Raw genomic sequence first — 19,049 nt, 5'->3', positions numbered from 1 at the left:
AGTGCTTTACTTTTAAGGAGGATACTGGATGACTCTAAATCAACAAACATTTAAAGAGACAGTAAAAATGGCCGAAACTATTAAACAGTACAAGGAAAATGATAAAGAAATCCTGACTTTTCTAACCAAGCAGGATTCTATCATGCTGAATCAACTAAAAGTATTCTTTAGTGAGCCTCAGCTAACTCTTATACATAGTATAAAAACAGTAATCTACGGTACATTAGTTACTCTATTTTTATATTTTACAACTAATGAATTACCCCATGCAGGGAGTTTACTTGCTAGATTATTTTTTGTTGTTGTCGGGTTTATCTGGCTTGCCTCTTGTTTTAAAAACGCAAAAGCCATTCAAGTCTCCCAAAACTTCAAACAAAAATCCGAAAACGCCCGCATAGTCGGTATGATCGACTTCGTATTAGAACAAAAATACAAAAAAAGCATCTCTGAATAATCCCAAATCAGAGATGCTTATCCTCTGCTCTCATCACTTGTCTACCACAGCCGCACTGTCACGCGTAACCGCCGCTGGCTCCCTCAGCATCACATTCATTACGCTCGCAAGCACGAGCATTCCAATCGACAAATAAAAAGCCAGTGTATACTCACCCGTTACCGTGTAGATGACGCCGGGCACATACGCACCTAGTGCCGATCCGATCTGATGGGCGAGTGACAGCCAGCCAATCATGAGGCCGATCGAGTAGTTTTGAAAGTACTGGGTGGCGAGCATTTGAGTCGGTGCTACCGTTGCAAAGTCCACTAATCCAAACAGAATCGCAAAGGCTAAAAGCAAGTAGGGCTCGTGGCTGTAAATAAGAATTACGATCGACAGCGCCCGCACCGCATATAAAAAGCACAGGATTTTCCGGCTGCTCCACCGATCCGCTACAATTCCGGACAGCAAGATGCCAGCAATATTAAAGCCTGCCAGAAGACTGACAGCAGCACTCGTGACTGTCGTTGAAAAGCCATGATCATGAGAAAACGGAATCAAATGGGTATCCATCAGCCCCACGGTCGTAAAACCACAGATCAAAAACGGAAAAATCAAGAACCAGAATTGCCTCATACGAAACATCCCGGCCACTGAAAGAGCTGTTGTTTTGGGTGCTGTTTCTTTTTCTGATGCAGCCAGTCCGCCTATCGGCTCTGTATTCTTTTCTGAAGGATTGTTCCGCAGCATCAGCAGCGCAGCCGGAAAGACAATCACGATTAATAGCAGTCCCAACACCACAACCGTCAGCTTCCAGCTAAACCAATGGATCAACATGAGTGAGCCGGGAACGAGAAGCATTTGCCCCGCGCCAAAGCCTGCTTCCATGATCCCAAAGGCTAGTCCCCGCTTTTTGCTGAACCAATTGACGACCAATACACTTGCCGCCACATTCGATGCTCCGCCCACTCCAAGTGAGACACCCAGCCCATAAAGCAAAAACAACTGCCAAGGCGAAGTCACAAGGTATGTTAAGAAAATGCTGACTCCTGTCAGTAACGCACTCCCTGACAAAACAGCCCGAGCACCCCATTTGTCCACAAGCCGCCCAATCACAGGCTGTGATATGCCATAAACAATAAAACTCATCGTCGAAATCAGCGAGATGGTGCTTCTATCCATTGAAAATTGCCGTTCCCACGGCTCCACAAACGCACCAAACGACAGCCGCACCCCCTGAACCGCCAATAAGATCAAGAAGGTGACGGAGACGATAATCCACGCATAATGCAGTCTTTTCATGACAGCTCCAAATCCCACCGTTCTTCTGTCAGCTGCTGTCCCCATAATGGCGCTTCTTGTTTCACTTCACTTATCCTGAATCCAAATTTTTCATAGAGCGGACGAGCCTCAGCCATCGTGCTCACCGTCCAAAGGAAAATGCGGTCAAACTTCATGTCTTGGCAGTATGCAACCAGATGCTCCAGCAATTGCGTGCCGAGCCCCCTGCCCCGAAAATCCGCATCAACCAGAAACCATCTGAGCTGGACTGTCTTTTCATCGTGCTTGACCAACCCGACAGAGCCGGCAAATTTCCCGCCGCTTTCCGCAATCCATATTTTTTCGATGTCAGCGTCAAATGTCTCCTGAAGATAAGCTAAAAACGTGTCATCCCAACCGTGAGCCTCCGCGTAAAATTGTCTTTGTTTCTCAATAAGGAGTTGAAGATCCTCCGAAAGAAAATAATCTCTAATCGATATTTCTGATGATCTGGCAGAAAGCGACTGTGAAAGGATCGCTTCAATCTCTGCCATCGCCTCGACAAGCTTGTGCTGCTCCTTTTGGTTGATTTCATTCAGCATCAGTTCTACTTGTTCGTTGGCTTTCTCCTCCAGCTTTTTATAAATCGTTTTTCCTGTTTCTGTGACAAAAATATAATGGTGGCGGGCGTCATCTTTGCTCCTCTGTTTATAGATCAAATCTTCTTTTTCAAACTGCTTCACAATCCTGCTGACATATCCTCGGTCAAGCCCCAGCTTATCCTGAAGAGCTTTTGCCGTACAATTAGGCGTATTATAAATCTCAAATAAAATCCGTGTTTCTGTTAAGGAAAACGGGCTGTCGTAAATGTGCTCATTAAGGAAACCAAGGACGTTTGTATAAAATCGATTGAACTTTCTGAATTTTAATCCGACAGATGATTCTCTTGTTTTCAAATCAATCCCCACTTTCTAATATTGTTGACTAAGCCAATTATAATCACATATAGTTGCCTTAGTCAACGATATGTTAGAAAGTGAGGTCTTTTTAATTTCCTGATTCCTTCCTTTTCCTTACCACAATCAATGTGATATAGGATAAAGCCAGAGAAACCAAGCTATAGACAACAGCCCATCCCAAAAATGATTCATTAAAAATGGTAAAGGTGAGCACAAGAGAAATCACCAAACTAAGCATTGGCATCAGATACGAGTTTTTACAAATACAGGTCCCGACAATCGATAGCAGCATAATTCCTAACGGTAAAATAAAGAATGCGATATCTAATTCATCCACCTTTAAACAGCCTCCCTCCAGATTTTTATGTTACTAGTAAAAAAACATAACTGCATTTAGTAAAAGGATAATATTTACTTTCCTAAGACCCAATTTGAAAATTACCCGTTTACATTCGCTCCGGACTATGATAATTTAAGAAAGCGCTATCATTATAAGTTAATAGCTTGGATGGAGATGAGGAGAGCCAGGAATCCAACCCCTTTTGACAAGGGGTGTTTTCTGGCTCTTTTTGTTTTTCGGGAAAGGAGGCACGCCACACATCCAGCACAAACAGCAAAGGGGGATAATTGTTAATGCTTAATATATTTAAACCGGCTCCTCACATTGAGAGACTGGATGATTCAAAGATGGATGCGGCATACAAACGGCTCAGGCTGCAAGTATTCATTGGTATTTTCATTGGCTACGCAGGCTACTACCTGCTGCGGAAAAACTTTGCCTTTGCCATTCCTTATCTGCAGGAACAGGGATTTTCGAAAACAGAACTGGGTTTGGTGCTGGCCGCTGTGTCCATTGCGTACGGCTTCAGCAAATTCATCATGGGAATGGTGTCTGACCGCTGTAATCCGAGATATTTTCTGGCGACAGGCCTATTTTTATCAGCAATCGTTAATATTCTATTCGTTTCAATGCCTTGGGTGACTTCGAGCGTCACCATCATGTTTATTTTTATGTTTATCAACGGATGGTTTCAAGGAATGGGCTGGCCGCCATGCGGCAGGACGATGGCCCATTGGTTCTCCATAAGTGAACGCGGCACAAAAATGTCGATCTGGAATGTCGCTCATAACATAGGCGGCGGTATTCTTGCTCCGCTTGTCACTCTTGGGATCGCGATGTTCGTCACTTGGAAAAGCGTGTTTTTCTTCCCTGCCATCATCGCCATTATCATTTCATTTTTAATTGTTTTATTGGTTCGTGATACGCCTCAATCCTGCGGACTCCCGCCAATTGAAGAGTATCGGAATGACTATCCAAAACACGCTTTTAAAAATCAGGAAAAAGAATTAACAACAAAAGAAATTCTTTTTCAATATGTGCTGAACAACAAATTTCTTTGGTACATCGCTTTTGCCAATGTATTTGTTTATTTCGTGCGGTACGGCGTGGTTGACTGGGCGCCTACTTACTTAACAGAAGCCAAAGGCTTTTCTCCTGAAGACTCGCGCTGGTCGTATTTTCTTTACGAATACGCAGGCATACCGGGAACGATCTTGTGCGGCTGGATCAGTGACCGATTCTTCAAAAGCCGCCGGGCACCGGCAGGCGTTTTGTTTATGGCGGGTGTTTTCATTGCCGTATTGGTGTACTGGCTGAATCCGGCCGGCAATCCGCTCGTAGACAATATCGCCCTGATCAGCATTGGCTTCTTAATCTACGGACCTGTTATGCTGATCGGCCTTCAAGCAATTGATCTAGCACCGAAAAAAGCAGCCGGAACTGCAGCCGGTTTGACCGGATTTTTCGGATACATCGGCGGATCCGCCTTCGCAAACGCCATTATGGGCTTTGTCGTGGACCGTTTTAACTGGAACGGCGGCTTTATCATGCTGATCTCATCCTGCATTCTTGCCATCGTCTTCTTGGCTTTGACGTGGAATACAGGAAAACGGGCAGAGCATGTTTAAGAAAGACACATAAAAGATTAATAGTTTTCCAACACGCCGTTTACATCCGTTTTTTAATATGAAAGACAGGTAGTGCTTATCTATAAGGAGGAGAAATCATGAGAAAAAATAAAATACTGGCCTTGTTTGTTCTGTCGCTGGGCTTACTCTTATTTATGGTAACGCCAGTGTCGGCAGCGTCAAAAGGAAACCTGCTGTCACCTGACCGTATCCTGACCGTCGCGCACAGAGGGGCTTCTGGATATGTGCCTGAGCACACGATTCTGTCTTACGAAACCGCTCAGAAAATGAAAGCAGATTATATTGAATTAGATCTGCAAATGACAAAAGACGGGAAATTGATTGTCATGCACGATGAAAAACTGGACCGTACCACAAACGGAACGGGCTGGGTGAAAGACCATACGCTCGCAGACATTAAGAAGCTTGACGCCGGTTCTTGGTTTAATGAAGCCTATCCGGAAAAAGCAAAGCCGCAGTACGTCGGCCTTAAAGTTCCTACATTAGAAGAGGTATTAGACCGTTTCGGAAAGCACGCGAACTACTACATTGAAACAAAATCGCCTGACACCTACCCAGGTATGGAAGAAAAACTGATCGCTTCTTTGCAGAAACATAAATTACTGGGGAAGCATTCTAAGCCAGGGCAGGTGATCATTCAATCGTACAGCAAAGAAAGTCTGGTAAAAGTCCATCAATTACAGCCAAACCTGCCGACCGTTCAATTGCTGGAAGCAAAACAAATGGCGTCAATGACAGATGCTGCCCTGGAAGAAATCAAAACATACGCTGTCGGTGCGGGCCCGGATTATAAAGCTTTAAATCAAGAAAACGTCCGTATGATCCGCAGCCACGGCCTCCTGCTTCACCCTTACACAGTCAATAATGAAGCTGATATGCATCGCCTGCTTGATTGGGGCGTAACAGGAGTGTTCACCAACTATCCTGATCTTTTCCACAAAGTAAAAAAGGGTTAATAAAAGCAAAAAACCTTGCGACAACTGGGACTGACCCCCGTTTTTGAGACAGGGATCAAAACACCTTTTAAACAGCCAATTGCCGATAATTTATCGGTGATTGGTTGTTTAGTTTCGTTTGAATACGAATATTGTTATAATAATGAATGTATTCTATGACAGTGCGTTCTACGATGGCGGTCGTGGTTCGATCAATGCTGTTAAGATAGAACGTTTCAGACTTTAGTGAGGAATGAAACGATTCGATGGAGGCATTATCAGCGGGTGTCCCTTTGCGGGACATGCTCATGGTAATGCCTTTTGTTTTAACAGCTTTCTGATACTCGTAAGATGTATACACAGATCCTTGGTCACTATGTAACACGCAGTTCTCAGGCAGTGTTGGCAGTTGATCAAGTGTGTGTAAGACAAAGTCTGTGTCCTGCTTATCTCCAATCGTAAAAGCAATCACTTCTCCATTATATACATCCAATATACTGGAAAGGTACAATTGTTTCTGTCCATAAGGCAAATACGTGATGTCTGTTACTAGTTTTTCAAGAGGATGATCAGACTGAAAGTTCCTATCTAATATATTGTCGACCACGGCATATGGCTGCCCATTCTTCTTGCGCTTTTTCACCTTAACCCGGCACTGCCACTGATTTTTCTGCATAATACGCTGAACCGTTTTATGGTTAATACACATTCTCTTTTTTAATATAGCTGTGATTTTTCGATATCCATATCGATACTGGTGCTCTCGGCACAACGTGCCGATTTGTTTTTCTAAATGGCGCTTGGGATGATCTTTCTTCAGATTCTTCTTCCAACGATAATAAGACGAGCGAGAGATACCTAAATGAATACAGATATCCTGCACGGTCATTGTGCTGTGCAATTCTTCTACAAGTTCGACTGACGTTTGGCTATCAACTTCCTTTCCAATTCGTTGTACTTTTTTAACACTTCATTCTGTTGTCTCAGATATCGATTCTCTGCCTGCAGTTTCTCTAATTCGGAAGAATACTCCGGACCTTTTCCATAAGTGTATTGCTTACCAACAGGCTGTTCAAATCGATGTGTATCACCAGCCTTATACCATCTGACCCATGTCTTAATCTGCGTATTATTTTTGATATTCAACTCCTGCATGATCTCTTTCATAGGTACGCCTGCCAATCTCATTTCTACAGCCTTCTGTTTCACTTCAACCGGATAACTCACTCTTGTCCCCATAGAAAAAACACCTCCAAGTCTAATTTCGGATAACAATCATCCGTATTCAAACTTGAAGGTGTTTTTATTTGTCTCATCTTATGGGGTCAGTCCCAACTATCGCAAGGTTTTCTTATTTATTTTATTCTTTTCCGGCAGCAGCTTCTGACTGTCCATTAAGCAGCTGAGAATTTATCTTTTTCGCATCCTTTAAGTATTCTGTCTGGTAGCCGCTCTTCAGCGCCCACACATAGAATACAAGTGATACCATCGCAATCAGAACCATATCCCAGCCATAATGAATGACATTCAGGCCGCCGAATTTATCACTGCCCAAATAAGAAATGACCATCATGGCCAGCAGATAAAACACCATCCAGACGCCGGCTTTAAAGTTCCGGCCAAACCCTTTCCATTTCGCCTTCGCCTGATAATAGAAATAAATCGGAAGACCGATCAGGATAATAAACAGAACCTGCCCTGTTAACGGCCAGCGCGCCCAATACAGCACCAGTGACGCAAAGATAAATCCAAGCGGCGCAATCACGTTTAAGCCTTTTAAACGAAGAGGCCTGTACAGGTCTTTCCCCGTCCGTCTCAATGTCATAACTGTGATCGGGCCGGTGATATAAGAAATTAACGTAGCAACGGAAATAATTTCCGCTAATACGCCCCACCCTCTGAACAGGAACAAAAAGATGAACGACACAATCAAGTTAAAGATCATTGCTTGTCGCGGAACGCCGTAAATCGGATGAAGCTTCCCGAATATACTCGGCATGTATTTGTTTTTTTCCATTCCGTAAATCATTCGGGACGTTGTCGCCGTATACGTAATCCCTGTTCCAGACGGTGATACAAATGCATCCGCATATAACACAATAACTAGCCAGTTAATATTCAGCGCAATCGCCAGATCAGCAAAAGGAGAATTAAAATTCAAATGGCTCCAGCCGTGAGCAATATCAGAAGGATTCACCGCTCCGATGAAGGCGTCTGCAGCAGGACATAAATCACTGTCGCAACGAAAAGAGAGCCAACAACCGCAATCGGGATTGATTTCCCCGGATTTTTTGCTTCACCCGCCATATTAATCGGGCTTTGGAAACCATTAAACGCAAAAACGATACATGAAGTGGCAACCGCCGTCAGCACACTTGCCCAGCCATTCGGCGCAATGCTTTGACCGCCAGTAAAGTTTTCTCCGTGGAATCCGACAAACAGCAAAGCTCCAATCGTAAGACCCGGAATAATAATTTTAAAAATCGTAATTAATGAATTCGCTTTCGAAAATAGATTGACTGTCCAGTAGTTCAGCAGAAAATAAATGAGAAGCAATACAGAGGCAAACGCTAGTCCTTCCCCAGTCAGCGTTCCATTCTTCACCAAACCGCTTGTCCATTTCGCCCATTCCCAAGGCCAAGAACTCATATATTGAACGGAGGCCACCGCTTCAACCGGAATGACGGACACAATCGCAATCCAGTTGGCCCAGCCCGCAATAAAACCGATAAACGAACCGTGTGAATATTGCGTATATTTTACCATTCCCCCCGCTTCAGGGAACATAGAACCTAGTTCACTATAAGAAAGAGCAATAAATAAAATGACGACCATTCCAATAACCCATGAAATAATAGCAGCTGGTCCTGCTATTTGAGCCGCACGCCAAGCCCCGAACAGCCAGCCTGAACCGATCATCGATCCGAGCCCGACCATCATGAGGGAAAACGTTCCCATTCTTCGATGCAATTGATTCATATCGTAAACACCTTTCATGTATGATGACATTCTCTTGCTAATTATATTATTATTCTGATTACTTTACTTTGTCAATATTTATCGAATTTTGACTGAAACGATAATAAGTCAATGTATATTACCTTCCAATACAGGAATGAAGTCACTAGTTTCTTCTTAAATGGGATTTACTGTTAATCCAAATGATAAAAACACAATAGGTTTAGCTATTTCCAAAACGGTAATGATACAGGAAACACTATTCTTAAAATAGAAAGGAGTATCACCATGAAACAAAAGCTGTTACTTTCAGGTCTCGCTGTTTCAACTGTCGGCATCACTTCTTATCTATTAAAGGACCCGTCAAATCGCCAAAAGGCAAGAGAATTCATTCACAGCATGAAGATGAAAATAACAAAACAGCCAGACATGGAAACGTTCCCAGTTGATAAAGCCGGCCACCCGGACCCGCAAGATATCGAGGACAACAAAATGGTATCAGAAGGCTCCATGTATCCCGTCCAATACTACGATAAAAAAAAGAAGTAATCAAAAAGCTCTCTTCGATAAAGGAAGAGAGCTTTTTAATTTAACTTTTTCGTCTAATTCCGCTCATTACAAAGCCGCTTTCAGGCAATGACGGCATTCTGGCGAGACTGTAATGCAGTGATTGTTCCGGAACATCGTATTCAATCTGATGGACGAGGAAATCCAGGCTCGCTTTCATGACTTCAATTGTAATGCCTTCCCCTGGACAGCGGTGGCCTTTCTCGGCGTGCCCCCCGCCTTGAGGAATCATATCAAACGGATTTTCTTCCCGCTCCGCAAATCGTTCAGGCCGGAATTCATCGGGATGATCCCATAGACGAGGGTCGTGGTTCGTTCCATATACATCAAGCAGCACCGATGTGCCCTTCTTAAACTCACAGTTATTCCATACAAAATCTTTTTTGACAAGCGCCCCTAAAAACGGGCCGAACGGATAATATCTGCGGACCTCCTGCACAAACATTTCTCTTTTCTGGCTGTTTCCAGACCGCAGCCATTCCTTATATTTCGGATGCTCATGAAGCGCCAAAGCTGAAAACACCAGAAAGTAAGAAATGGCGACAATAGGCCGCAATACATTAATCAGCTCAATGGCTGCCATGCGGGAATCCAGCTGGCTTCCATCTTCTTGTGTGTGAAAAGCCATTTCATGCAGCGCTGTTCCGGGAGTCGTTTTCAGCAAGCCGGCACGAGCATCTTCAATCATGACTTCAATCCACTCTTCCGCACGTGGCCTTGCTCTTCTTCCCTTCCAATGCCGCGGTCCCACAGCACCGAACGCATCGACCATGTCAATGAAGTCAGCCGCTCTCTCTTTGACTTCCGTTTCCTTCAACGGAACACCTGCCCAATAGCACGCTACCCGGCATAGGATTTCTTTTGCTTCTTCAAATAACACAACCTCATCTGCTTTCTCCCATCTTGTGACTGCTGCTCTCCACTCCTCTGTCATCAACTCAGCCAAACGTTTTTGATGCGGCGGTGTCATTAATGATAGAAAAAGCATCTTCCGATGGATATGCGCGCTGCCATCCATTCCCTGAATCGCATTAACACCAAACAGCGATTTCTGCACCCGCTTAGGCAAAGCGTTCTGCCGCTGGAATCGATCCGTATCATAAAACACCTTCGCCGCCTCAGCGCCAGTCATGCAAATAAAGTTTTTTCCCAACAAACGGGCCTGAAACAGATCTGAATTGTAGCGCTCTGTTCTGTTTTTAATAAATAAATACCCTTCCTTCAGCAGTGTCAGACTGTTATCGAGACTTTTGTCATGTGGAATCTGCTCATTCATCCGCTTACCCTGCCTTCCTTTTTACCCTCTATTTTCACGTTATCTTCCGACTATAAACCCAGTAACAGTATTTGTTTGTAAAACCAAATTTAAGCGCTTTTTGATTATTTTTTAAAGGAAGAACAAACGAAAGAGAGAAAAGGTAGTTAATCAAAACAAAGGGGAGAACAAAATGAAAAAATGGATATATGTTGTGCTTGTGCTGGGTATTGCAGGAATCGGCGGCTTCTCCGTCCACGCAGCGTCATCTGCTCATGAAAAACACTTGAATGTCAGCAGAATGAATGTCGATGATGAATTCAAGGATACGGATGGAACCTTCATTCTTCACGATTTACAAAAGGAGCAGACATTTGTCTATAACAGAAAACGGGCAAATCAAAGACAAACTCCGCAATCCACCTTTAAAGTCGTGAACGCTTTAATCGGTTTGCAGGTCAAAGCTGTAAGAGATGAATACGATGTTAAACGATGGGACGGGGTCAAGCGTGAATTCGAATCATGGAACCGCGACCATACGCTTGGCTCGGCCATGCGCGAATCCGCAATCTGGTATTATCAGGCATTAGCGAGAGATATCGGCGAGGAAAGGATGAAATCATGGCTTCATACACTATCTTACGGCAACGAGGATATCAGCGGGGGAATCGACCAGTTTTGGCTGCAAAGCTCGCTCACAATATCTCCGCTGGAACAAGAAACCTTTTTGGAGAAACTATTTAAAGAGGAGCTTCCATTTGACAAACCGGTGATGAAAACCGTCAAGCGCATGATGATTCAAGAGGAAGGCGATCATTACACGCTCTACGGGAAAACCGGAACTCGCCTGACTGATATGGGATTAGGATGGTTTGTCGGATTCATCAAAACAGAGCATGGCTCTTATGTCTTTGTCACCAATGTCGATGATTCCGGCACAAAAGCCAAAAACATCACCGTGGATATCCTGAAAAAGTATGGCCTGATCACATCCTAAATAAAAGAGCCCTGCACGGCAGGGCTCTCAGCTTGTAGAGAAAACGATGTTTTTTCTACAAGCTTTTTTGTTTTATACTGTTTCTTTAGATATTCACCAGGTTTCAGATGCAGAAATGTTGGCATTGGCTTTAAGGTGTGTGGAGTCGGTGAATAGCACTCGTCCGCCCACCATGTCATGATTGATGGCCTGAAGAACGATCTCATCAAAAATGTCTTGGAAGATGGTTGTATCTTTAAAGCGTGTGCGTCTGTTCCAGCTGATGGTGGAGTGGTGTGGAACCGGGTCGTTTATGTTCAATCCGAGAAACCATCTGTACGCCATATTGTAGTAAATTTCTTTTTCAAGCTGTCTTTCTGAACGGATACCATAGAGGTATCCGATAAACATCATTTTAAATAAAATAAGCGGATCAAGTGAGGGGCGGCCTTTGTTTTCACTGTAGTAAGGTTTCACCTTTTCAATGATGAAAGAGAAGTCTATGTGTTTATCAATTTTCCGAAGCAGGTGATCCTCTTCAACGAGTTGGTCAAGCAGAACAAATTCGGCTGTGTTTTGAGAAGAGTTTCTTGTGTGGAACATGAGAAAGACACCGTCCTTTTAAGTCTTTCTTTTATTTTATTACAGAAGAATGGATATTTTAAGGAAAAATAAAGGCTGACGAGATTTTCTCGACAGCCTGAGAGCCCTGCACGGCAGGGCTCTAAATCTCATGCTCAAAACAATAATGATTCACAAGCTCTTCAATCAAATCATGATCGGGATATTCCCCGTTAAATTCAAATTCGATTTCTTCCACAAATTCTCCTTGATGGTACACATGGATGGCTCCGTTTTGACGGACAACGCTAAACTCCGGCTGAAATGTATATCCGCTTCGTTCAATTGCTCCCATTTCTTACCCGCCTTTCTCAAAGCAGTAATTCATACACCTCGTTTAATTCCTTGGCCCGTTTTTGATCCTGTTCATTCTGGGCATACTTAATTTCTTTTTCTAATACATTGTTCAAAAAAGACATTTCATTATCATCTAAGTCTTTTACAAATTCCTCTTCATTTGCATAACGCTTCGCCAGCATCTTCTTGCAAATACGCTGGCAGACTTCATTTTCTAGATGATTCGAAAGTGATTCGCGCAAATAACCGAGTGTAACATCCATTTTATGAACACCTTTCCTTCTGCTATCTTTACCCTATAGCTTGCTAAAATAGGGAAAATCCATACGCAAAAAATAAAAAAAGAGACATCCGCGAATGTCTCTTTTTTATCGTTATTCAGCTGCTTGTTCGCTTTTTGTCAAATTGGCCTGCGTGCGTTTGCCAATCCCAAACACATAATAACTAATGACCACAAGCGCTAAGAAAATCACGCCTACAATCAGGGAGATACGAGTATCATCGTTAAACCACATGCCAACCAGAACCATCAGCAAGAAAGCAATCGTCAAATAGTTAGTAAAAGGAGCAAACGGCATTTTGAATGGATGTTTATCTAATGCAGCACCCTTCGCTTTTCTGAATCCGATATGGCTGATCAAAATGATAAACCAAGGAATCATCCCTGGGAGCACGCTTGCGCTGTATACATAGACAAAGATCTTCGGCGGCGCGATATAGTTCAGTACAACACCGACAGCCAAACCGATCAGCACCGCAATTGTGCCATACAGCGGCACACCATTGCGTGAAATCTTCTTAAAGAATTTCGGTGCTTGTCCATTGACACCCAGTGTATACAGCATGCGGCCCGCGCTGAAAATACCGCTGTTACAGCCGGACATTGCCGCAGTAATCACGACAAAGTTAATAATGCCGGCCGCTGCCGTAATCCCGATTTTCGAGAACGTAGACACAAACGGACTTCCGAGTGAGTTGAGCTCATCCCAAGGATACACCGTCACGATCACAAAAATAGCGCCAATGTAGAAAATCAAAATACGCCAGATAATACTTTGAATCGCATTTCTTAGCGTGTTTTGCGGGTCCTTCGCTTCACCCGCTGTAATCCCGATCAGCTCAACTCCTTGATAGGCTGCAATGACAAGAGACAGTGCAAAGAAGAAACCTGAGAAACCTCCTGCAAAGAAGCCCCCGTGAGACCACAGGTTCGACAAACCGATCGCATCTCCGCCATTGCCAAAACCGAAGAAAATAATTCCGATTCCCGCAATAATCATCAAGATAATCGTCACGATTTTAATCATCGCAAACCAAAACTCAAATTCGCCAAACGACTTAACAGAAATTAAATTCGCCGCACCAAGAATCACCATTGCCACGATACCAGGTATCCAAGCAGGCAAATCCGGGAACCAATACTTCATATAAGAACCGACAGCGATAATTTCTGACATGCCGACGATAATCCACTGGAACCAGTTGCTCCATGCTGTTATATAACCTGCCATCGGATGAATATATTGATGGCCGAACGTCGCAAAAGAACCTGTGCTCGGCTCGACATACAGCATTTCACCCATCGCACGCATAATAAAAAAGATAAAAATTCCGCATATTGCATAAGCCAGAAGGACAGATGGGCCAGTCCATGAAATCGTGCTGGCAGAACCCATAAACAAGCCAACACCGATTGTACCGCCCAAGGCGATCATCTGAATATGGCGCGCGCCCAGGCCCCTCTTTAATTCTTTATTTGCCACTCCTCTTCCTCCTCCTAACAAAATACTCATAAATGAGAAAACAGCAGACCTGCTTGCCTTCACATGAATCAGTGATAACAATCAGAAAATTCAAACTTAAAATTGTTATATAATCTCCTAAATTACTTATTTCATCATAATAAATTTCTCTGGAAAATACAATTGTTTTTTTCAGGCAAACACCTTTGTTCAGAGTTTTGAATCGTTCACTTCTTTTAAAATCTTTTATATAAAAATAATAAAATTATTTGAATATTGAAATTAATACACCTCTTAGATTCTCATAAAAAATAAGCTGTCCTACATGAACAGCTTACCTAATAATTCACACCCGTTTGACTCTTTAATGCTTCAAGCCACCCGGTATCTCCGGTCCCATAGCTCTTGCTTTGTCCCACATCTCTCAGAGATCCATTGCTGTAATCAATTGATAGGATGAAATCCGGAATGGCATTATACCCGGCTTCAGCGATTTTACTGAGCTCTGAACGATAGTAAGATATAGCATAAGAAGCCGATTGCTTCTGCACTGGATCTTTTTCAAGCTCTTCCTTATATACATCTATTAAGTCACGTCCCTCAGGCGTGACGTACCGCCCATCAATGACTTCTAAATCCTTCAATTGATAGCCTGTAACTTCGTAAATCTCACGAGCTGCCTGATACTTTTGATAGGCCTCTTCGGAAAATTGTGTGGAATCACTGCTTTGGCTTTTCATGATGTGCAAAAATAGTTCTTTGCTGTTGTCTCCAGATTGCAGCACTTGCTCAATTTGGTTGATCAGATCCTGGTCGTCTGTCCCGCTCACCCGCACCTGATAGTCAATAGGCGTAATCGTAAACGTCAGCTCTGTCCCCTCTGGAATATGAATATGGTTTCGATTCAACAGCACTTGCAGCTGCTGGTTAACCTGTCCCCGCTGATACACCTTTTCATTCTCAGCTTCCACTTCCCCATGAAATGTGACATTCCGAAACGCAGCATCCTGGAGGTTATAGTTTTGCGCCTTCCCTTTGAATAGCCATTCTGTTTCATTATCGTAAGCGGCCTGTCTTTCTGCAGCTGACAGATCACTTCTGAAATAAGGAGACTTTGAATTTTGGTACTTATCCTTAATATAGCCTAATGGATCAGACTTTGTTTTATTAATCGCATTCATCCTGCTGTATTTTTCATCTAGTATTTTGATTCTGATATCACTCTCAGATTCATAGGGGTTTTGGGATTGAATCACTGTTTCTTCCCCTGTGTCTGTCACTGTTCGATCATTCGCTGATTGATACACTTTGCTGAACGTCCCGCTGTTTCCCGACACGCTGGTTTTAGAATAATTGAACTGATTGATTCCCCCAGTTGAAGATTGTGACTTAAGCCTGCTGTATGCCTTTTCCAGAACTGCCGCTGGATTTTCAGTCGCATTCTCCCGTTTGGCAGGCGCATTCTTGCTCAATATGTTCTGTGCCATCAGCTGAGTGCGGATAAATTGGCGATTCAGACGCATTGAATTCCCTCCCGAGTATTCTCTCTTATTCTTTTTTATCGGCAAAGATAATGTATATATTAACCTCAAAAAACATTTATTTACACATAAATCGTTAATATGTATGATGGATGGAAATAAAAGGAGGTTGTTTGCATGGTGAAAAAATGGCTTATTCCATTCGCTGTTATGCTGTCTGTCTTATTCACCTTTACGTATTCGGCATCAGCTGCCGGAGTCACTGCTATCACAGGAAACAATTCATTTGATACCGCAATGCCGATCGGTTATTGGAAATATAAAAATATCGATACAACAATACTGGAAGCTGGTCAAGATGAAGCCTATTTCACTTTTACGGCTAATAAGGGAGAAAAAGTATACGTGAGGAGTACATACCAGAGCGCGTATACAGGGATGAAAATTGAAATTTATGATAAGAATAGAATACCTGTTTCTCAAGGGACAGAAGTCATTAACCCTATTACGTTTTCTTCTTTTATTTATGCAAATGCAGACGCCCAAAACACGACGGATACCTTTTATGTGAAAGTGTCACGAGGCACCTATACCGGAAACATGTATTTTACACTTTCAATTGAAGACCGAATCAAATCAGGCAGCGGAACATTCCAATTCAGCGGCGTTGCTGAAAATAAAGGAAATACAAGCCTTAGCCCCTCAGGTTCTGATTCCAGCGTGATCAAGGTTGATATAACAAACCAATCCGGGATACCGCGTGATGCCATTGTAACCAGAGTTCAGACAACCGCCACTCAAACACCAAGCCAGGGAAATACACGCCATCTGATCATGACAAGCGAAAACAACGAATGGCGCCGTGCCCTTGTAAACAGCTCGACTTCAGGGTCTTATGATATCTCTTTGTCGGATCAACTCAGTGTGGCAAAGGTATGGAGTTTTAAATATAATACATTAGCGACAGCCAGATCGACGATGAGCAACGTAAAAGCAAAAATAGATTATGAATACGACGTGACAAAGCAGTTTTAACTTATACCGAGCCGGTTATCCGGCTCTTTTTTATTCTCAGTCTAGAAGGTAAACTATAGTCAGTACAACCAAGGGAAGTGCAGACATGGCATTAAAACTTCTAAAAAAACTGCTATTTGACCGCCCTCTAAAGAACGGCGTTATCTTAAATCATCAATACAAAATCGAAGAGTGCCTCGGTATGGGAGGCTACGGTTTGGTTTATTTGTGCACCGATATCCTAACTCAAACACCTTATGTCTTAAAACAGCTTCGGCCGACAAAAGCGAAAAAGGAAAAAGAGAAAGTCCGATTCCAACAGGAAATAAAACTGCTCAAAAGCATTCACCACCCGCAAATTCCGGGCTTCATAGATGAGTTCATCATAGACGGACAGGCTTATTATGTCATGCAGTTCATTGAGGGAGAGAATATAGAAGAATTATTATTTTTTCGAAAACAGCCGTTCACAGAGCTTATGGCATTACAACTGATTTCGCAGCTGCTTGAGATTATAGAATACCTGCATGATCGCCTTATCTTCCACAGCGACATCAGAACGCCTAATATCATCATCAATGACGGCAGGCTCTGCCTCCTCGATTTCGGCCTTGCCAAACAATTGACTCTTGAAGAAATGGAGGAAATAACGGTACGAAAACAGGATGACTTCTTCGATCTCGGAGAAACGCTGTTATTCCTGCTGTACTCTCAATATAAAGGAAAAAAGAAGAAAAACGGCACCTGGATGGAGGAATTAACACTGACAAAGGAAGTAACCTTGCTGCTGAAAAGATTATTGGGCATTGAGGAAGAGTATCAGCACACCGCTTCCATTCGCGAGGATCTAAACCGGGCCATTCAATCGGTCACATAAAAAAACCCTTGTCCCAAAAGCGGAACAAGAACTTTTTTTGGATTAACTGCTGCTGTAGCTCCGGCGTTTGTAACGATGACTCCCGCCATAACGGTCGTAGTGTCTTCTTTTGCCCGAGCTGCTGCTGTAGCTGCGATAATGTCTGCGCCGGCTGCTGCTGTAATGTCTGCGATATCGGTCACTAGAACTGCTAGAGAGGTACTTAATCGTTTTGATGATTTTTTTAAACATATGATGTTCACCCCATTTCTTTCTCCCTATTATATAAATTTTATAGGAGAAAGAAAAACATCAGCAGGATCACTCTTTTGAAAACAAGAACCCCGTTCCGTTATCATTTGTATGCAGCTCATAAGTAATCGCAAGCAGCCTGCATGTATCCTCAATAATCTTTAACCCAAGTCCCTCACTGCTCTCATTCCGATCAAATCCAATACCGTCATCACGAATAAAAACATCGCCATGTTCAATCGTGACTTCCATCTTCTCAGCTTTTGAATGCTTTAACGTATTTTGAAAAATATTATCAAACAGCCTTTGCATCCATAACGCGTTGCTCATCCATATCACATCTTGATCTGCCGGCTTATAGTGCAGCTCAATCCCACTCATACTGTATAAATAATCCCACTTTTTCACCGCTGTTTCTAATAGCTCGTTTAGACGCACTTCTTCATTTACAATATAAGAGCTTTCCAGCGTCTCAGCGGAATATAGATTGAATTCATTGGTTAATTCCGAGATATATTCGATTTGCTGATACAATGATTCGAATACAGCCTGATCATGACATTGGTCTTCCAAATAAAATAACTGCAGCCTGAGAGCCGTTAAAGGTGTATTAATGTCATGCCGCAGTTTTTGCAAAAGCTCCTTTTTGATTTCCTCCTGCTGTCTCAGCTCCAGTTCACGATATATCGTCCGTTCAATTAACAAATTGACCGACTTGATCAGTTCCCCGATTTCATCAGCACGCTTCACTTCAATTTTATCGGGCAGCCTTTGATCACTCGCCAAATCCCGAATGGTCTGATTTAATAGATTGATTTTATGCAACAGAGAATGAATCGACTTTGAAAATAAAAAAGCTAACAATAAGAGCGATATCAAAAATACAACGATCATTGCCGGGTACGCAAACGACCTGTGAAAGGGCATACCATGATTCATCGGTTTAAACATGCTGTCATAAATCACAGACATCAAAACACTGACCGCCAGCAATAGCATCGGAACACTAATGACGGCCGTAAACAATAACAACTGATATTTTGTCTTGAGCTTCATTTCTTCACAACGGTATTCAGCCGATACCCTTCTCCATATATATTTTCAATCATCTCACCCGCTTGATCATTGATTTTAGCTCTGATTTTTTTAATATGCACATTGACAATATTCGGGTTTCTATCTTCGAGCTGCCATAGATATTCAAAGAAATGTTCCTTTGTCAGGATACTGTCTCTATTTTCATATAAATAAAAGAAAATTTTCCGCTCAATCGCAGTAAACAATACCTCATCATGCAGGCTTTCATTGAACACTTTTTTCGTTACTGCATCAATATAGAAATGTTTGATTTGCGTATATGAATAAAAGTTATCAATGATGCCATAATTGTAAAACAAAAGAATCGGCAGTTCAATATGTTCAATTCATAACAAATTCCATACCGTCAAAAC

At 42.7% G+C, this 19,049-nt stretch carries 18 protein-coding genes and 3 pseudogenes; 7 read left to right on the top strand and 14 right to left on the bottom strand.

From position 1 onward, the window contains the following. Positions 1-28: 28 nt before the first annotated feature. The gene (locus NSQ09_RS07165; RefSeq protein WP_017694975.1) at positions 29-454 is read left to right on the top strand and encodes a hypothetical protein; all 426 of its coding nucleotides are present in this window, start codon (positions 29-31) and stop codon (positions 452-454) included. 33 nt (positions 455-487) lie between these two features. Here the strand turns inward: NSQ09_RS07165 and NSQ09_RS07160 are convergent, their stop codons facing one another. The 3 genes from NSQ09_RS07160 to NSQ09_RS07150 all read right to left on the bottom strand — a co-directional run bounded on the left by NSQ09_RS07160 (position 488) and on the right by NSQ09_RS07150 (position 2,992). Then, a complete protein-coding gene (locus NSQ09_RS07160; protein WP_041335293.1) occupies positions 488-1,738 on the bottom strand; it encodes an MFS transporter in 1,251 nt (416 codons plus the stop codon). Next, positions 1,735-2,652 (bottom strand): bifunctional helix-turn-helix transcriptional regulator/GNAT family N-acetyltransferase, encoded by a 918-nt coding sequence (locus tag NSQ09_RS07155; RefSeq protein ID WP_341030753.1) that lies wholly within the window; start codon positions 2,650-2,652, stop codon positions 1,735-1,737. The genes NSQ09_RS07160 and NSQ09_RS07155 overlap by 4 nt, the downstream gene beginning before the upstream one ends. A gap of 91 nt (positions 2,653-2,743) precedes the next feature. Beyond that, positions 2,744-2,992 (bottom strand): YbeF family protein, encoded by a 249-nt coding sequence (locus NSQ09_RS07150; RefSeq protein ID WP_041335199.1) that lies wholly within the window; start codon positions 2,990-2,992, stop codon positions 2,744-2,746. 296 nt (positions 2,993-3,288) lie between these two features. On the opposite strand from NSQ09_RS07150, the gene glpT reads away from it, so the two are divergent. After that, a complete protein-coding gene (gene glpT / locus NSQ09_RS07145) occupies positions 3,289-4,623 on the top strand; it encodes a glycerol-3-phosphate transporter (RefSeq protein WP_003246460.1) in 1,335 nt (444 codons plus the stop codon). 98 nt (positions 4,624-4,721) lie between these two features. Beyond that, positions 4,722-5,600 (top strand): glycerophosphodiester phosphodiesterase, encoded by an 879-nt coding sequence (locus tag NSQ09_RS07140; RefSeq protein ID WP_210216784.1) that lies wholly within the window; start codon positions 4,722-4,724, stop codon positions 5,598-5,600. A gap of 67 nt (positions 5,601-5,667) precedes the next feature. On the opposite strand, the gene NSQ09_RS07135 is transcribed toward NSQ09_RS07140, so the two are convergent. Together NSQ09_RS07135 and NSQ09_RS07130 are read right to left on the bottom strand one after the other, a co-directional pair. After that, positions 5,668-6,818 (bottom strand): IS3 family transposase gene (locus NSQ09_RS07135; protein WP_087614160.1). Its coding sequence is split into 2 segments (ribosomal slippage): positions 5,668-6,545 and positions 6,545-6,818, totalling 1,152 coding nucleotides; the frame shifts between segments, so codons are not numbered across the junction. 121 nt (positions 6,819-6,939) lie between these two features. Further along, positions 6,940-8,558: pseudogene (locus NSQ09_RS07130) on the bottom strand (APC family permease). Between the two features lie 267 nt (positions 8,559-8,825). Here NSQ09_RS07130 and NSQ09_RS07125 point away from each other — a divergent pair. Next, positions 8,826-9,086, top strand: coding sequence for a hypothetical protein (locus NSQ09_RS07125; RefSeq protein ID WP_017694968.1), 261 nt, complete (start codon positions 8,826-8,828; stop codon positions 9,084-9,086). A 40-nt stretch (positions 9,087-9,126) separates the two neighbouring features. Here NSQ09_RS07125 and cypC read toward each other — a convergent pair whose 3' ends face one another. Further along, positions 9,127-10,380, bottom strand: a complete 1,254-nt coding sequence (cypC, locus tag NSQ09_RS07120; protein ID WP_017694967.1) for a fatty-acid peroxygenase — start codon at positions 10,378-10,380, stop codon at positions 9,127-9,129. A 172-nt stretch (positions 10,381-10,552) separates the two neighbouring features. On the opposite strand from cypC, the gene blaOXA reads away from it, so the two are divergent. Beyond that, positions 10,553-11,356, top strand: a complete 804-nt coding sequence (blaOXA, locus tag NSQ09_RS07115) for a class D beta-lactamase (RefSeq protein ID WP_017694966.1) — start codon at positions 10,553-10,555, stop codon at positions 11,354-11,356. A 117-nt stretch (positions 11,357-11,473) separates the two neighbouring features. On the opposite strand, the pseudogene NSQ09_RS07110 reads toward blaOXA, so the two are convergent. The 5 genes and pseudogenes from NSQ09_RS07110 to NSQ09_RS07090 all read right to left on the bottom strand — a co-directional run. Continuing rightward, positions 11,474-11,938: pseudogene (locus tag NSQ09_RS07110) on the bottom strand (transposase); the annotation flags it as partial. A gap of 121 nt (positions 11,939-12,059) precedes the next feature. Next, positions 12,060-12,251 (bottom strand): DUF5370 family protein, encoded by a 192-nt coding sequence (locus tag NSQ09_RS07105; RefSeq protein WP_003234886.1) that lies wholly within the window; start codon positions 12,249-12,251, stop codon positions 12,060-12,062. 16 nt (positions 12,252-12,267) lie between these two features. Then, positions 12,268-12,516, bottom strand: coding sequence for a sigma-G-dependent sporulation-specific acid-soluble spore protein CsgA (gene csgA, locus NSQ09_RS07100; RefSeq protein ID WP_144454096.1), 249 nt, complete (start codon positions 12,514-12,516; stop codon positions 12,268-12,270). Positions 12,517-12,627: 111 nt separating this feature from the next. Next, positions 12,628-14,016, bottom strand: coding sequence for an amino acid permease (locus tag NSQ09_RS07095; protein WP_015252942.1), 1,389 nt, complete (start codon positions 14,014-14,016; stop codon positions 12,628-12,630). 317 nt (positions 14,017-14,333) lie between these two features. Further along, the gene (locus NSQ09_RS07090) at positions 14,334-15,518 is read right to left on the bottom strand and encodes a DUF4885 domain-containing protein (protein ID WP_341030747.1); all 1,185 of its coding nucleotides are present in this window, start codon (positions 15,516-15,518) and stop codon (positions 14,334-14,336) included. Between the two features lie 135 nt (positions 15,519-15,653). On the opposite strand from NSQ09_RS07090, the gene NSQ09_RS07085 reads away from it, so the two are divergent. Further along, a complete protein-coding gene (locus NSQ09_RS07085; RefSeq protein WP_144458997.1) occupies positions 15,654-16,511 on the top strand; it encodes a hypothetical protein in 858 nt (285 codons plus the stop codon). A gap of 85 nt (positions 16,512-16,596) precedes the next feature. Beyond that, positions 16,597-17,367 carry a serine/threonine protein kinase gene (locus NSQ09_RS07080; protein WP_144458995.1) on the top strand — a complete coding sequence of 257 codons (771 nt, stop codon included), beginning with the start codon at positions 16,597-16,599 and terminating at the stop codon, positions 17,365-17,367. Here NSQ09_RS07080 and NSQ09_RS07075 read toward each other — a convergent pair. The 3 genes and pseudogenes from NSQ09_RS07075 to ybdJ all read right to left on the bottom strand — a co-directional run. Beyond that, positions 17,352-17,609, bottom strand: a complete 258-nt coding sequence (locus NSQ09_RS07075) for a hypothetical protein (RefSeq protein WP_144458993.1) — start codon at positions 17,607-17,609, stop codon at positions 17,352-17,354. The genes NSQ09_RS07080 and NSQ09_RS07075 overlap by 16 nt on opposite strands. Positions 17,610-17,667: 58 nt before the next feature. Then, entirely contained in the window at positions 17,668-18,654 is a 987-nt protein-coding gene (ybdK, locus tag NSQ09_RS07070; RefSeq protein WP_186304614.1) for a two-component system sensor histidine kinase YbdK, read from the bottom strand. After that, positions 18,651-18,956, bottom strand: a pseudogene (gene ybdJ, locus NSQ09_RS07065) (two-component system response regulator YbdJ); the annotation flags it as partial. The pseudogene ybdJ and the gene ybdK, both read right to left, overlap by 4 nt. Positions 18,957-19,049: the final 93 nt, after the last annotated feature.

The organism is Bacillus sp. FSL W8-1202 (assembly GCF_038006165.1).
GTDB lineage: Bacteria > Bacillota > Bacilli > Bacillales > Bacillaceae > Bacillus > Bacillus subtilis.
This window is presented reverse-complemented; position numbering and strand designations above follow the sequence as displayed.

Coding starts and splice junctions, on each gene's coding strand:
- NSQ09_RS07160 (WP_041335293.1), bottom strand. CDS start 1,738: ATGAAAAGACTGCATTATGCGTGGATTATCGTCTCCGTCACCTTCTTG.
- NSQ09_RS07105 (WP_003234886.1), bottom strand. CDS start 12,251: ATGGGAGCAATTGAACGAAGCGGATATACATTTCAGCCGGAGTTTAGC.
- NSQ09_RS07140 (WP_210216784.1), top strand. CDS start 4,722: ATGAGAAAAAATAAAATACTGGCCTTGTTTGTTCTGTCGCTGGGCTTA.
- csgA (WP_144454096.1), bottom strand. CDS start 12,516: ATGGATGTTACACTCGGTTATTTGCGCGAATCACTTTCGAATCATCTA.
- blaOXA (WP_017694966.1), top strand. CDS start 10,553: ATGAAAAAATGGATATATGTTGTGCTTGTGCTGGGTATTGCAGGAATC.
- glpT (WP_003246460.1), top strand. CDS start 3,289: ATGCTTAATATATTTAAACCGGCTCCTCACATTGAGAGACTGGATGAT.
- NSQ09_RS07085 (WP_144458997.1), top strand. CDS start 15,654: ATGGTGAAAAAATGGCTTATTCCATTCGCTGTTATGCTGTCTGTCTTA.
- NSQ09_RS07080 (WP_144458995.1), top strand. CDS start 16,597: ATGGCATTAAAACTTCTAAAAAAACTGCTATTTGACCGCCCTCTAAAG.
- cypC (WP_017694967.1), bottom strand. CDS start 10,380: ATGAATGAGCAGATTCCACATGACAAAAGTCTCGATAACAGTCTGACA.
- ybdK (WP_186304614.1), bottom strand. CDS start 18,654: ATGAAGCTCAAGACAAAATATCAGTTGTTATTGTTTACGGCCGTCATT.
- NSQ09_RS07125 (WP_017694968.1), top strand. CDS start 8,826: ATGAAACAAAAGCTGTTACTTTCAGGTCTCGCTGTTTCAACTGTCGGC.
- NSQ09_RS07090 (WP_341030747.1), bottom strand. CDS start 15,518: ATGCGTCTGAATCGCCAATTTATCCGCACTCAGCTGATGGCACAGAAC.
- NSQ09_RS07165 (WP_017694975.1), top strand. CDS start 29: ATGACTCTAAATCAACAAACATTTAAAGAGACAGTAAAAATGGCCGAA.